Source organism: Streptomyces sp. NPDC053513, assembly GCF_044544765.1.
Classification (GTDB): domain Bacteria; phylum Actinomycetota; class Actinomycetes; order Streptomycetales; family Streptomycetaceae; genus Streptomyces; species Streptomyces litmocidini.
Window position 1 is genome coordinate 278,145 of the sequence record NZ_JBITXP010000008.1, and the last position, 12,180, is coordinate 290,324.

Here is a 12,180-nt window from a genome sequence, read left to right on the forward strand (position 1 = left end):
GACTTACACAACAACCCCCCACCCCACCACGCCAACGCCTTCCCCCACCCCGCGGGTGGGGGGGGGGGAGTGCTGTTAGGCCGGGCGCGGGGTGGGGGCGGGGGGGGCGCGGCCCGCCCCGCGCCCCCCCCGGCTCCCGCCATGTCGGCCCCTACACCTGACCGCTTCCGGGGTCTTCAAACGCGAAATCGCGGATCGTCTCACGTTTTTGAAAGACCGACCCCGACAATCAAAAGGCGTTATCCAGCCGTTATAAACGGTCATTTTGACCATTTATAATCGACTTTGTCATGCGCCAGAACGGCGATTCCCGCCGTGGAGACCGCCGCCGCATCTATCACGCCGCTCCCTCCCCGGACAAGACCTCCGACCCAGGAAGTTCCGCGGGCCGCTCGGTAGCTTCGGCGCCCATGACCACTGCCCCCCTGACATCCCCGGTCGGCGGCCTCTCCGTCGGCCCCGCCGAGATCACGGACGGCGCCGAACTCTGGCGGATCGCCCGCGGCTCGGGAGAACTCGACCTCAACTCGCCGTACAGCTACCTGTTGTGGTGCCGCGACTTCGCCGACACGACCGCCGTCGCCCGTGACGCCTCCGGGCGACCGGTCGGCTTCGTCACCGGCTACCTGCGGCCCGACGCGCCCGGCACGCTCTTCGTCTGGCAGGTCGCCGTGGAGGGTTCGCACCGCGGAAGCGGGGTAGCCGGGATCCTGCTCGACGCTCTGTCCGCCCGAGTGGCGGCCGAGCACGGACTCGACCGGCTGGAGGCGACCGTCACACCGGGAAACCTGGCGTCCGACCGGCTCTTCCGGTCCTACGCCCGCAGGCACGGGGCGGACCTGACACGTGAGGTCCTCTTCCCGTCCGCCTCCTTCCCCGTGGCGGGACACGAGGCCGAGGTGCTGTACCGCATCGGTCCCCTCGCACCTCCCGCGTCCTGAGCCGCCCCGGCCCTCCGGGCCGCCCCGGCTTCCCGGGCCGACTCCGGCGTCCCGGGCCGACTCCGCACCACTCCCCCGCACCACACCCTGGAGAAGAGACTCCGTGACCCTGACCGACATCGCCGCCCCCTCCGTCTTCGAGACCGTCGAATCGGAGGTCCGCAGCTACTGCCGTGCCTGGCCCGTCGTCTTCGAACGCGCCAGCGGGAGCCGGCTGTACGACGAGGACGGCCGTCCGTACCTCGACTTCTTCGCCGGGGCGGGCTCGCTCAACTACGGCCACAACAACCCGGTGCTCAAGCGCGCCCTGCTCGACTACCTCGCCGACGACGGCATCACCCACGGCCTCGACATGTCGACGACCGCCAAACGCACCTTCCTGGAGACCTTCCACGCGACGGTCCTCGAACCCCGCGCCCTCCCCTACAAGGTGATGTTCCCCGGCCCCACCGGCACCAACGCCGTGGAGGCCGCCCTCAAACTCGCCCGCAAGGTCACGGGACGCCAGACAGTCGTCTCCTTCACCAACGCCTTCCACGGCATGTCGCTCGGCTCGCTGGCCGTCACCGGCAACGCCGCCAAGCGCGCCGGAGCGGGCGTCCCGCTGCACCACGCCGCCCGGATGCCCTTCGACGACTACCTCGACGGACAGGTCACCGACTTCCTCTGGTTCGAGCGGCTCCTGGACGACTCCGGCTCCGGCCTCGACCACCCGGCGGCCGTGATCGTCGAGACCGTCCAGGGCGAGGGCGGCATCAACGTCGCGCGGGCCGAGTGGCTGCGCGCGCTGGCGGAGCTCTGCCGCCGGCACGAGATGCTCCTCATCGTCGACGACATCCAGATGGGCTGCGGACGCACCGGCGACTTCTTCTCCTTCGAGGAGGCGGGCATCACGCCCGACATCGTCACCCTCTCCAAGTCCATCAGCGGCTACGGCCTCCCCATGTCCCTCTGCCTCTTCCGGCCGGAGCTCGACCTGTGGGAGCCCGGTGAGCACAACGGCACCTTCCGCGGCAACAACCCCGCCTTCGTCACCGCCACCGCCGCCCTCGACGCCTACTGGCGCGACGGCACCCTGCGCGAGCGCACCCTGAGCCGGGCCGACCGGATCGAGCGCGCCCTGCTCGACCTGTGCGGCGACGACGACCGCGCGGGCCTGGCGGCACGCGGGCGCGGCCTCGTGTGGGGCCTGGAGTTCGCCGACGGGGAGCGCGCCGCGGCCGTGTGCCGGCGGGCCTTCGAGATCGGCCTGCTCCTGGAGACCTCGGGGCCGCGCGGCGAGGTGGTCAAGCTGCTGCCGCCGCTGACCGCGACGGACGACGAACTCGACGAGGGCCTCGGCATGCTGGCCCGCTCCGTACGCCACTGCGCCTGAGACCGCACCGACAGATCCCCGAAAGGCCACCGCCCATGATCGTCCGTACCTTCGACGAGCTGGAGAACACCGAGCGGCACGTCCGGGCCGCGTCCGGGACCTGGGAGAGCAAGCGGATCGTGCTGGCCCGCGAACGGGTCGGCTTCTCCCTCCACGAGACCGTGCTGTACGCCGGCACCGAGACCTCCATGTGGTACGCCCACCACGTCGAGGCCGTCGTCTGCACCGCCGGCGAGGCCGAGCTCACCGACCACGAGACCGGGCGCACGTACACGATCCTGCCCGGAACGATGTACCTGCTCGACGGGCACGAGCGCCACACCCTCAAGGTCAAGCGGGACTTCCGCTGCCTGTGCGTCTTCAACCCGCCCGTCACCGGACGCGAGGACCACGACGAGAACGGCGTCTACCCGCTCCTCACCGAACCGGAACCCGACCACGGCCAGGCCTGAGGCCGACCCGTACCCCGACGACCCCGCACGCGAAAGGAAGCACCCCGCCCCATGACCTCCGCACCCACCCGCCCCGTCGACCTCTACCCCACCCGCGGCTCCCGGGAGGAGCTCATCGGCCGCAAGGACCCCGTCGTGTGGTCCGAGCCCGGCACGCCCGGCCCCTTCTGGGCCCGGGAGCTGGAGGAGTACGACCGCGACGGCTTCCTCACGGTGGAGGAGCTCGTCACCCCGGACGAGGTCGACGAACTCCGCGCCGAGCTGGACCGGCTCGTCGCCGACCCCGTCGTCCGGGCGGACGAGCGGGCGATCGTCGAGCCCCGCTCCCAGGAGATCCGCTCCGTCTTCGAGGTGCACCGGATCAGCGAGGTCTTCCGCAGGCTGGCCGAGGACCCCCGGATCGTGGGGCGGGCCCGCCAGATCCTCGGCTCCGACGTGTACGTCCACCAGTCGCGGGTCAACGTCAAGCCCGGCTTCGGCGCCAGCGGCTTCTACTGGCACTCCGACTTCGAGACCTGGCACGCCGAGGACGGACTGCCCCGGATGCGGACCGTCTCGGTCTCGATCGCGCTCACCCCGAACCACACCACCAACGGCAGCCTGATGATCATGCCGGGCTCGCACCGCACCTTCCTCGGTTGCGCGGGCGAGACGCCCAAGGACAACTACAAGCAGTCGCTGCGGATGCAGGACGCCGGGACGCCGTCCCACGAGGCGCTCACCACCTTCGCCGACGCCTGCGGCATCCGGCACTTCACGGGCCCGGCGGGATCGGCCACCTGGTTCGACTGCAACGCCCTGCACGGCTCGGGCGACAACATCACCCCGTACCCCCGGAGCAACGTGTTCCTCGTCTTCAACAGCGTCGAGAACCTGCCCGAGGCCCCCTTCGCCGCCCCGGTCCGGCGCCCCTCCTTCATCGCCGCCCGCCCGGAAGAACTGGCATGAGCGGCTCCGCGCCGCTCGACCGCCTCGCCCCGGCGGGCGCTCCCGTCCCCACCCGCACCCTCACTCGGGCGGGGACGGGAGCGCCCGCGGACGACGGGAAGCCCCTCGCGTAGCCGCGCGAACAGGGTCGCGTCCGGGTCGCCGGACGCGCCGTCCCGGTCAGTCGCCGGCCGTCGCCCCGGCCATGCCGTCCCGCAACCGGCCCAGGCTCCGGGCCAGGAGGCGCGAGACGTGCATCTGGGACACGCCGAGGCGCTCGCCTATCTGGGTCTGGGTCAGCTCCTCGACGAAGCGCAGGTGCAGCAGCAGCCGGTCGCGCTCGCCGAGGGCCTCCACGAGCGGGGCGAGGGAGTGGAAGTCCTCGACGAGTCCGAGCGCCGGATCCTCCTCGCCGACGAGATCGGCGAGGGCCGCGTCCTCGTTCTCGTCGTCAGCGCTGCCGATCGCCCGATCAGGGTGTTCCGGGCGTACCGGTGCCCGGCCGTCCCCTCCTCCCGTTCCGCGAGCTCGCGGAAGAACACCCGTGACAGGGCGCGCGCGTCCCGGGGCGCCACCTCGTGGGGCGCCCCGAGAACGGGAAGGTCCCCCCTCGTACCGCTCGTCCCGTACGTCGTCGTCGCCTCGGCCACCTCGGTCCGCACGGGGGCGCCCTCCTCCTGCTTCCGTCCGTTCGGCGCTCCCGGCTCGCGTACCCCCTCCGCGCGGCCCCACTCCTCGGCCGCACGGGACACGCCTCAACCGGACGGAAAGACATCAGACCGACATGTCCGGGCAGGAGTTTCCCGTCATCTTTCGGCATATCGGGAAAAGAGGGATACGTGATGAACAGCCGGAGCGAAACCCTGCCCCGCGCGACCGCCGGGGCCCCTCCGGCCGCCGCCGGGAGGGCCGGACCGTCACCGCTCCTCACTCCGGCCCAGGCCCGGCGGCTGGTCAGCCGCACGCTCGCGGCCCTCGGCCCGCTGCGCGCCTCCCAGGTCGACGACCTGCTGCTCGTCACCTCGGAACTGGTCACGAACGCCCACCGCCACGGGGGCGGTCTGACCTCGTTCGGGATCGTCGTCGACGACGACCGGGTGACCGTCTCCGTGGCCGACGCCAGCGGGAAACCGCCGCGCCACGAGCCCCGTGGGGGGCTGCGGCCCGGCGGCTTCGGCTGGCCGATCGTGCTGCGGCTGTGCCGCGAGGTGAGGGTGGACACGCGGCCGGACGGCAAGACCGTGCACGCGGCGGTGACGGTCGACCGCTGAGTCCGGGCGCCCGGCGTCCGCGGGACGGCCGGGACGGGACCGGCCCGTCCGGACGCGCCCCCGCGCCCACCGTCAGGAGGCGCTCACCACCAGTAGGCGGGGTATCGCGGTGCCGAGCGGCGGATGCGGGAGGCGGCGAAGGCGGTCAGCACGAGCAGGACCGTGGCGCCGAAGAGCAGGGGGACGAAGCGGCCGGCGGCGGGGGCCTGGAGCACGATGACGACGGCGGTCGCGCAGGCCGGCGAGTGCGGGGTACGGGCCAGGGTGGTCAGCGCCAGGGTGACGCCGGCGGCGAGGGCGGCGGCCCAGGCGCTGCCGTGCGCGGCGACGGCCGCCACGGCGTATCCGGCGGCGGCGCCGAGGAGGTGGCCGACGATCACACTGCGTGGCTGGGCCAGGGGCAGCGCGGGGGCGCAGTGGACGAGCGCGGCGCTGGCGGCCAGCGGGGGTATCAGGACGGGCTCGTGGATGAGGGCGCCGATGGCGACGAGGCCGAGGAGGGCGGCGGTGGCGGCGCTGACGTTGTGGAAGGCGGCGCCGGGCGCGGGCCGGGCCGGGGCCCGGCCGGCGATCCACGGCAGGCGCGGTTCCCGGGGCGCGGGGGCGGCGGAGGTCGGGGCGGAGGCGGTGTCGGGACGCGGAGCGGCGTCGGTGCTCATGGGATGCGGGGTTTCCGGGGCAGGCGGCCGTGGCCGGGCGGGACGGGGACAAGGTGGGGCGGTCGTACGGGTCCCTGTGGTCGACAGTCGGCCCGGTCCCACGCCCGGCCTGGTGCGGCGGGCGTGACCTCGTACCACTCTAACCAGCGGTTTCGCCACGGCGCGGGCGGGGTCGGAGGCAGGATCTCCTCATGACCGACGCCTCCTCCCCCGCGCCCCGCGCCACGCCCGCCTCCGTCCCGCCCTCCTTCCGTCTCCTCCCCGGGGCGGCGGACTCCCCCGTCCTCCTCCATGTGCCGCACTCCTCCCGCGAGGTGCCCGCGGAGGTGCGCGCCGGGATCCTGCTCGGAGACGAGGAGCTGGACCGCGAGCTGGACCACATCACGGACTCCCACACGGCGGAGATCGCCGCCGTGGCCGCGGCGGCGGCCGGCGCGGCGCCCTGGCGGTTCGTCAACGGGCTCTCGCGGCTCGTCGTCGACCCGGAGCGCTTCCCGGACGAACGCGAGGAGATGCTGGCCGTCGGGATGGGCGCGGTCTACACCCGGACCACTCACCGCGCGGCGCTGCGGCCGGCCGGGTTCGACGCGGAGCCGCTGCTCGACCGTTACTTCGTGCCGTACGCCCGGGCCATGACGGAGGCCGTGGCGGCGCGCCTGGCCGTGGCGGGCCGGGTGGTGATCGTCGACGTCCACTCGTACCCGGCCCGGCGGCTGCCGTACGAGCTGCACGGGGACGGCCCGCGCCCGCCGGTCTGCCTCGGGACGGACGCCTTCCACACGCCGCCCGCGCTGCTCGACGCGGCGCGGGAGGCGTTCGGCGGGTTCGGCGGCGTCGGGACGGACAGCCCGTTCGCCGGGACGTACGTGCCGCTGGAGCACTACGGCCGGGATCCGCGGGTGAGCGCCCTGATGGTCGAGATCCGCCGCGATCTGTACATGAGCGAGCCGGGCGGGCCCGCGGGCCCGGGCATCGAGGCCCTCGGGGCGGCCCTGGCCGCCCTGGTCGACGCGGTGGCCCCGGCGGGTGAGCGTGCCCGAAAAGCGTAAAATCGGACAGATGAGCCCACTCCGATACGAGCTGGTGTTCTCCGACGACACGGGGACGACCGAGGACGTCGTGGTCGTGGAGCGCACGCCCCTCACGGGGTCCGGCGGCCATCCGGTCTACGCCGACCCCACCGGCATCATCCGGGCCGAGATCAGCGACCGGGACGAGGTGCGCATCCTCGCGACCGGGGCACATCAGGAGGTCTCCCGACAGGTCCGGGCCCGCGCGCTGCCCGATCCCGAACCGGAGGATCCGTCCTCCGCTGCCGCCTAGGGGGTGTCTTGTCGGTCAGGCCGGATCAGGGAGCGACGTCTGGTGCCGTGCATCGCAAGGCGGAGGAGGGAGACAACGCGGAGCGTTGCCGACTGACGACAACGCGGCGAGGCGCGGTGCCAGGCGTCGCGAGCCCGGCCTGATCGACAAGACACCCCCTAGCACCGATCCGAAGGCGCCGCCGGTCCCTCATGCGTTCGGTCGCACCGGACTGGCCCGGGACCCGTCCGGTGCGCAGGCTGGGGACGGGCCCCGGGCCGGGGCCGCACCCGGAGCGAGGAGACCCCGCCGATGGCCGCGCCCGCAGCACCCCCGTACCGGTACGACGACCTCAGCGCGCTGTACCTCAACTGCACCCTCAAGCGATCCCCCGAGGTCAGCAACACGGAGGGGCTGATCGAGCGCAGCCGGTCGGTGATGGAGGCGCAGGGCGTGACGACCTCGCTGGTGCGGCCGGTGGACCTGGACATCGCGACCGGGGTGTGGCCCGACATGACGGAGCACGGGTGGGCGTCGGACGCCTGGCCCGAGCTGTACGGGCGGGTGATGGCCGCCGACATCCTCGTGCTGTGCGGGCCGATCTGGCTCGGTGACAACAGCTCCGTGATGAAGCGGGTGATCGAGCGGCTCTACGCCTGTTCGAGCCTGCTGAACGACGCCGGGCAGTACGCGTACTACGGCCGTGCCGGAGGCTGTCTGATCACGGGCAACGAGGACGGGGTGAAGCACTGTGCGATGAACGTCCTCTACAGCCTCCAGCACCTGGGGTACACGGTGCCGCCGCAGGCGGACGCGGGCTGGATCGGCGAGGCCGGTCCGGGGCCCTCGTACCTGGATCCGGGTTCGGGCGGTCCGGAGAACGACTTCACCAACCGGAACACGACCTTCATGGCCTGGAACCTGATGCACGTGGCGGGGCTCCTGAAGCGGTCCGGCGGCATCCCGGCCCACGGGAACCAGCGTTCGGCCTGGGACGCCGGGTGCAGGCCCGAGTTCCCCAACCCGGAGCACCGCTGACCTGGCCTTCCGGGTGCTGGGACGTACACCACACGCACTTGACGTGCACACAAACGGCACTTAGCTTCGCCTTACCTAAGTTACGTCGTCCTTACATCCGGAAGATCAACTCATGTCCAGAACCGCGCAGGAGCTCACCCCGTCCTGGCTCCTCACCGCCCTGGGGCTCGCCGCCACCGCCGGCATCGCGGCAGCCTGCTGGACCGCCGGACACGTCCACGCGGACGCCTCCCTGCTGACGGTGGCCCGCTTCTTCCACGTCGCCTTCCTCGTGGTCGGGCTCGGTTCGGTGCTCGCCGTCGACTGGCTCGCCGTGCTCTGGCTGACCGGCAAGCGGCCGCTGGCCGCCGTCCTCGACACGGCCGTCGCCCTCCAGACGCCGATCTGGGCCGGGCTCGGCGGGCTCGTCGTCTCCGGCCTCTTCCTCCGCCCCGACCTCCACTCCCCGCTGACCCTGGTCAAGCTGGGCCTCGTCGTCGCCGTCACCCTCAACGGCCTGTGGGCGCACCGGCTCGGCCAGCTCCTGGAGAGCCACCGCACCGGCACCGTCCCGCGCCGGCTGCTCGTCCGCTCGGGCCTCGCCGCGACCGTCAGCCAGACCGGCTGGTGGGGCGCCTGCCTCATCGGCTTCCTCAACAGCCAGGGGGCGTGAGCCGGGGTCGGGAGACCCACCCCGGTTTTGGTTTGTCGGACGATCATCAATACGATCCGGCGATGATCACGAGAAAACGGCTGGCGACCGGGGCCTGCGCGCTGCTCGCCGCCCTGAGCGTCGCGCTCCTGCCGACCGGCGCAGCCGCCGACGAGCCGGCGGCGAAGGAATCCCCCAAGGTCGAGCTGGTCCTCGACGTCAGCGGCTCCATGCGGGCCAGGGACATCGACGGCAAGTCCCGCATGGCCGCCGCGAAGCAGGCCTTCAACGAGGTCCTCGACGCGGTGCCCGAGGAGGTGCGGCTCGGCATCCGCACGCTCGGCGCCGACTATCCGGGCCAGGACCGCAAGCGGGGCTGCAAGGACACCCGGCAGCTCTACCCGGTGGGCCCGCTCGACCGCACCGAGGCCAAGACCGCCGTGGCCACCCTGGCCCCGACCGGCTGGACCCCGATCGGGCCGGCGCTGCTCGGCGCGGCCGACGACCTCGGCGAGGACGGGGCGACCAAGCGGATCGTGCTCATCACGGACGGCGAGGACACCTGCGCCCCGCTCGACCCGTGCCAGGTGGCGCGCGAGATCGCGGCCAAGGGCATCCACCTCGTCATCGACACCCTGGGCCTGGTGCCGGACGCCAAGACCCGGCAGCAGCTCACCTGCATCGCCGAGGCGACCGGAGGCACGTACACCTCGGTCCACCGCACCGAGGAACTCTCCCGCCGCGTGAAGCAGTTGGTCGACCGAGCGGCCGACCCGGTCGTCACCCCGGTGGCCACCCAGGGCGCGGCGCGGTGCGAGAAGGCACCGCAGCTGAAGCCCGGCCTCTACACGGACCGCGAGTCCTTCGGCGAGCACCGCTGGTACCGGGTGGACCTGCTGCCCGGCCAGGAACTGCGCGCCTCCGTCAGCGTGTCGGCCGACCGTGCCGTCAACAACGACTACGGGGTGCTGCTGCGCGCCGTCACGCTCCACGGCCGGGAGATCGTCCGCGGCTCCGAGGCGGGCGACGGGCGCACGGACGTGATCTCGACCGGACTGCGCTACCCGAAGCCGGAGGCCGATGACGGCCCCGGGGACGCCAAGCCGGCCGCCGAGACGGTCTGCCTCCAGGTCAGCAACTCCTTCTCCGCTCCCCCGTCGGTCAAGACGACGCCGGGCATGCCGGTCGAGCTGACGGTGGACGTCGTCGACGGCCCGTCGACCGCGTCGGACGTCGCCTCGTTCGGTCTCGGCCGCGGCTGGTGGCTGCTCGGCGTGCTGGTGCTCGCCGGCTTCCTGGCCGGTCTGCTCTGGGGCTGGCTGTCCCGCTGGCGCGTCGCTGTCTGGAGGACCAACTGATGCGTACCGTACGCACGCTCGCCACGGCCGCGCTCGCGGGCGCCGCCCTGCTCGGCCCCGCGGCCCCGGCCGCCCTGGCCGACTCGCCCAGCCCCTCGGCGTCCTCCTCCGAGGAGGCCGGTCCCACGGAGGCCGGCACCACCTTCCGTACCGCCGCCCGGTTCCTCCCGGGACAGCAGGCCACGGCGCAGGCCGCCACGGGTGACTACCTGTACTGGGTGTTCCCGGCGGACACCGGGGAACGGCCGACCGTGCGGGCCACGGTCACGCTGCCCGACGCGGCGCTGCGGCACGCTCCCGCCACCTGGCGGGTCGACGTGTACGACGGGCTGCGGCGGCGCCAGCCGTGCATGTACGGGATGCAGTCCCGCACGGCGGCGAAGGAGGCCGCGACCGTGGAGCTGGCCTGTGTGCTGCGCCCGGTCCGGGCCTCGGCCGACGCCTGGGCGAACGACCCGCTGCCCGGCAGCTACTACGTCCGGCTGACCCGCACCGGCGGCCCGGACGAGGACCTCGGCCAGCCGTTCACCGCGCGGATCGGGGTCGACGTCCTCGACGAGGGCGGCGCCTACGCCACCGACGGCTCGCTCGCCGCACCGCTCGTCCCCGGCGCGACCACCGCCGACCAGGCGAAGGCGGACGAGGACGCCGGCCGGAAGACCGCCGTCGAGGCGGCGGCCCCGGAGGACGGCTGGTCCTCCGGCTGGTGGTCCGACCGCTGGATCTGGACCCTCGCGGGCGGTGTCCTGGCGGCGCTCGCGGGCATCGGCGGCTACGTCCTGACGCGCGGCACGGGCCGCCCGTCCCGGGTGCCGCCGGCCGTCTGACCCGGCACGAGACGTACGGAGGCCCTCCACCGGTCGCGGTGGAGGGCCTCTTCGCGTGCGAGGGGACGGGCCCCGGTCGTCGGCGGGGGCCTTCGGGCGAAACCCGCGGGACAGTGGCCGGTCACCGGCGGGCCGGGAAGCCGTGGGCGCGGGCGCCGGCCACCACGACGACCACCGGGACGAGCAGCACGAGGACGCTCCACGGCAGGGCGTCGGCGCCGAGCCGGTCGAGGAGGAGGCCGCCCGCGACGCCGCCCGCCGCCATGGCCGCGTTCCAGAGGCTGACCAGCATCGTCTGCGCGGTGTCGGCGTCGTCGCCGCCCGCCTCCGCGACGGCCGTCTGCAGGAGGGTGGGCGCGCCGCCCCAGCCGAGGCCCCAGAGCGCGGCGGCCACCAGGACCAGGGCGGTGCTCCCGGCGGGGACGGCGAACACGGCCGCGGCGACGGCGAAGAGGATCGCCCCGGCGAGAGTCAGCGCCCGGAGTCTGCGGTCGATGTGACGGCCCGTGAACCAGATCCCGGCGAGCGAGGCGGCGCCGAAGACCAGCAGGACGAGGCCGGTGGAGCCGGCGAGGCCGAGGTGGTCGAGATAGGCCGCGACGTAGGTGTAGAGGATCGTGTGGGCCAGGACGAGGGTGACGGTGACGGCGAGGACGGGGAGGACGCCCGGGGTCCTCAGGGTGCGGGCGACCGGGGCGCGCCCGCCGCGCGGTTCGCCCGGCAGGTCGGGGACGGCGAGGGCGATCCAGCCGAGGAGCACGACGGCGATCACGGTCATGGCGGTGAAGGCGGCCCGCCAGCCGACGGCCTCGCCGAGGAAGGTGCCGGCCGGGACGCCGAGGGAGAGCGCGAGCGGGATGCCGGTCATCGCGACGGCGACCGCGCGGCCCTGGAGGTGCGCCGGGGCGAGGCGACGGGCGTAGCCGGCGAGCAGGGCCCAGGCGACGCCCGCGGCGACCCCGGCGAGGAACCGGGCGCCCATGGTGAGGGCGTACGAGGAGGAGACCGCCGTGACCGTGTTGGCGGCGGCGAAGCCGGCCATCGAGGTGAGCAGCAGGCGCTTGCGGCGCCAGCCGGCGGTGCGGGCGGCCAGGGGGACGGCGGTGAGGGCCGTGCCGAGGGCGTAGCCGGTGACCGACTGGCCCATGGCGGCCTCGCCGACGCCGAGGTCGGCGCTCATGCCGGGCAGGACCCCGGCCGGGAGGGTCTCGGTGAGGCTGGTGACGAAGACGGCGGTGGCGAGGGCGAGCAGCGCCGGGAGGGGCAACCGGCCGGAGGCGGGAGGGAGTTCGGAAGGGGTGGGCGCGGAGGTGGCGGGACCGGCCGCCACTGTCGTGTCGTGGGTCATGTCCGTATGCTCGAACCTTCACATTGGTGTGAAGGTCAAGCGATTCCCCGG

13 protein-coding genes and 1 pseudogene are annotated in these 12,180 nt (G+C 73.5%); 11 read left to right on the forward strand and 3 right to left on the reverse strand.

Annotated features, from left to right (window positions below; translation table 11 throughout):
* Positions 1 to 410 precede the first annotated feature (410 nt).
* From ectA to thpD, 4 genes are all read left to right on the forward strand, one after another.
* Positions 411 to 941 carry a diaminobutyrate acetyltransferase gene (gene ectA / locus ACIGW4_RS16775; protein WP_359587711.1) on the forward strand — a complete coding sequence of 177 codons (531 nt, stop codon included), beginning with the start codon at positions 411 to 413 and terminating at the stop codon, positions 939 to 941.
* Positions 942 to 1,044: 103 nt separating this feature from the next.
* A complete protein-coding gene (ectB, locus tag ACIGW4_RS16780; RefSeq protein WP_398709873.1) occupies positions 1,045 to 2,316 on the forward strand; it encodes a diaminobutyrate--2-oxoglutarate transaminase in 1,272 nt (423 codons plus the stop codon).
* 35 nt (positions 2,317 to 2,351) lie between these two features.
* Positions 2,352 to 2,768: an ectoine synthase gene (locus tag ACIGW4_RS16785; protein ID WP_123458366.1), complete on the forward strand. Its 417-nt coding sequence runs from the start codon at positions 2,352 to 2,354 to the stop codon at positions 2,766 to 2,768.
* A gap of 51 nt (positions 2,769 to 2,819) precedes the next feature.
* Positions 2,820 to 3,716, forward strand: coding sequence for an ectoine hydroxylase (gene thpD / locus ACIGW4_RS16790; RefSeq protein ID WP_123458367.1), 897 nt, complete (start codon positions 2,820 to 2,822; stop codon positions 3,714 to 3,716).
* 159 nt (positions 3,717 to 3,875) lie between these two features.
* Here the strand turns inward: thpD and ACIGW4_RS16795 are convergent.
* Positions 3,876 to 4,169 (reverse strand): annotated as a pseudogene (locus tag ACIGW4_RS16795) (sigma-70 family RNA polymerase sigma factor); the annotation flags it as partial.
* Between the two features lie 368 nt (positions 4,170 to 4,537).
* Here ACIGW4_RS16795 and ACIGW4_RS16800 point away from each other — a divergent pair.
* The gene (locus ACIGW4_RS16800; RefSeq protein WP_398709875.1) at positions 4,538 to 4,966 is read left to right on the forward strand and encodes an ATP-binding protein; all 429 of its coding nucleotides are present in this window, start codon (positions 4,538 to 4,540) and stop codon (positions 4,964 to 4,966) included.
* 83 nt (positions 4,967 to 5,049) lie between these two features.
* Here the strand turns inward: ACIGW4_RS16800 and ACIGW4_RS16805 are convergent, their stop codons facing one another.
* The gene (locus ACIGW4_RS16805) at positions 5,050 to 5,625 is read right to left on the reverse strand and encodes an HPP family protein (protein ID WP_123458369.1); all 576 of its coding nucleotides are present in this window, start codon (positions 5,623 to 5,625) and stop codon (positions 5,050 to 5,052) included.
* Positions 5,626 to 5,816: 191 nt separating this feature from the next.
* Between ACIGW4_RS16805 and ACIGW4_RS16810 the strand changes: the two genes are divergently transcribed.
* From ACIGW4_RS16810 to ACIGW4_RS16835, 6 genes are all read left to right on the forward strand, one after another.
* The gene (locus ACIGW4_RS16810) at positions 5,817 to 6,674 is read left to right on the forward strand and encodes an N-formylglutamate amidohydrolase (protein ID WP_399581175.1); all 858 of its coding nucleotides are present in this window, start codon (positions 5,817 to 5,819) and stop codon (positions 6,672 to 6,674) included.
* A gap of 10 nt (positions 6,675 to 6,684) precedes the next feature.
* Positions 6,685 to 6,948, forward strand: a complete 264-nt coding sequence (locus ACIGW4_RS16815) for a DUF6296 family protein (protein ID WP_123458371.1) — start codon at positions 6,685 to 6,687, stop codon at positions 6,946 to 6,948.
* Positions 6,949 to 7,239: 291 nt separating this feature from the next.
* On the forward strand, positions 7,240 to 7,965 hold the full coding sequence (locus ACIGW4_RS16820) for a flavodoxin family protein (RefSeq protein ID WP_123458372.1): 726 nt from the start codon (positions 7,240 to 7,242) through the stop codon (positions 7,963 to 7,965).
* A 112-nt stretch (positions 7,966 to 8,077) separates the two neighbouring features.
* Positions 8,078 to 8,617, forward strand: coding sequence for a hypothetical protein (locus ACIGW4_RS16825; RefSeq protein ID WP_359587719.1), 540 nt, complete (start codon positions 8,078 to 8,080; stop codon positions 8,615 to 8,617).
* 62 nt (positions 8,618 to 8,679) lie between these two features.
* The gene (locus ACIGW4_RS16830) at positions 8,680 to 9,954 is read left to right on the forward strand and encodes a VWA domain-containing protein (protein WP_123458374.1); all 1,275 of its coding nucleotides are present in this window, start codon (positions 8,680 to 8,682) and stop codon (positions 9,952 to 9,954) included.
* A complete protein-coding gene (locus ACIGW4_RS16835) occupies positions 9,954 to 10,781 on the forward strand; it encodes a hypothetical protein (RefSeq protein ID WP_398709883.1) in 828 nt (275 codons plus the stop codon). The genes ACIGW4_RS16830 and ACIGW4_RS16835 overlap by 1 nt, the downstream gene beginning before the upstream one ends.
* A 121-nt stretch (positions 10,782 to 10,902) precedes the next feature.
* Here the strand turns inward: ACIGW4_RS16835 and ACIGW4_RS16840 are convergent, their stop codons facing one another.
* A complete protein-coding gene (locus ACIGW4_RS16840; protein WP_399581180.1) occupies positions 10,903 to 12,129 on the reverse strand; it encodes an MFS transporter in 1,227 nt (408 codons plus the stop codon).
* Positions 12,130 to 12,180: the final 51 nt, after the last annotated feature.

Bases quoted from the DNA above. Each gene is read 5' to 3' on its own strand.
- ectA (WP_359587711.1), top strand. From the start codon at position 411: ATGACCACTGCCCCCCTGACATCCCCGGTCGGCGGCCTCTCCGTCGGC.
- ACIGW4_RS16785 (WP_123458366.1), top strand. From the start codon at position 2,352: ATGATCGTCCGTACCTTCGACGAGCTGGAGAACACCGAGCGGCACGTC.
- thpD (WP_123458367.1), top strand. From the start codon at position 2,820: ATGACCTCCGCACCCACCCGCCCCGTCGACCTCTACCCCACCCGCGGC.
- ACIGW4_RS16800 (WP_398709875.1), top strand. From the start codon at position 4,538: ATGAACAGCCGGAGCGAAACCCTGCCCCGCGCGACCGCCGGGGCCCCT.
- ACIGW4_RS16805 (WP_123458369.1), bottom strand. From the start codon at position 5,625: ATGAGCACCGACGCCGCTCCGCGTCCCGACACCGCCTCCGCCCCGACC.
- ACIGW4_RS16810 (WP_399581175.1), top strand. From the start codon at position 5,817: ATGACCGACGCCTCCTCCCCCGCGCCCCGCGCCACGCCCGCCTCCGTC.
- ACIGW4_RS16815 (WP_123458371.1), top strand. From the start codon at position 6,685: ATGAGCCCACTCCGATACGAGCTGGTGTTCTCCGACGACACGGGGACG.
- ACIGW4_RS16820 (WP_123458372.1), top strand. From the start codon at position 7,240: ATGGCCGCGCCCGCAGCACCCCCGTACCGGTACGACGACCTCAGCGCG.
- ACIGW4_RS16825 (WP_359587719.1), top strand. From the start codon at position 8,078: ATGTCCAGAACCGCGCAGGAGCTCACCCCGTCCTGGCTCCTCACCGCC.
- ACIGW4_RS16830 (WP_123458374.1), top strand. From the start codon at position 8,680: ATGATCACGAGAAAACGGCTGGCGACCGGGGCCTGCGCGCTGCTCGCC.
- ACIGW4_RS16835 (WP_398709883.1), top strand. From the start codon at position 9,954: ATGCGTACCGTACGCACGCTCGCCACGGCCGCGCTCGCGGGCGCCGCC.
- ACIGW4_RS16840 (WP_399581180.1), bottom strand. From the start codon at position 12,129: ATGACCCACGACACGACAGTGGCGGCCGGTCCCGCCACCTCCGCGCCC.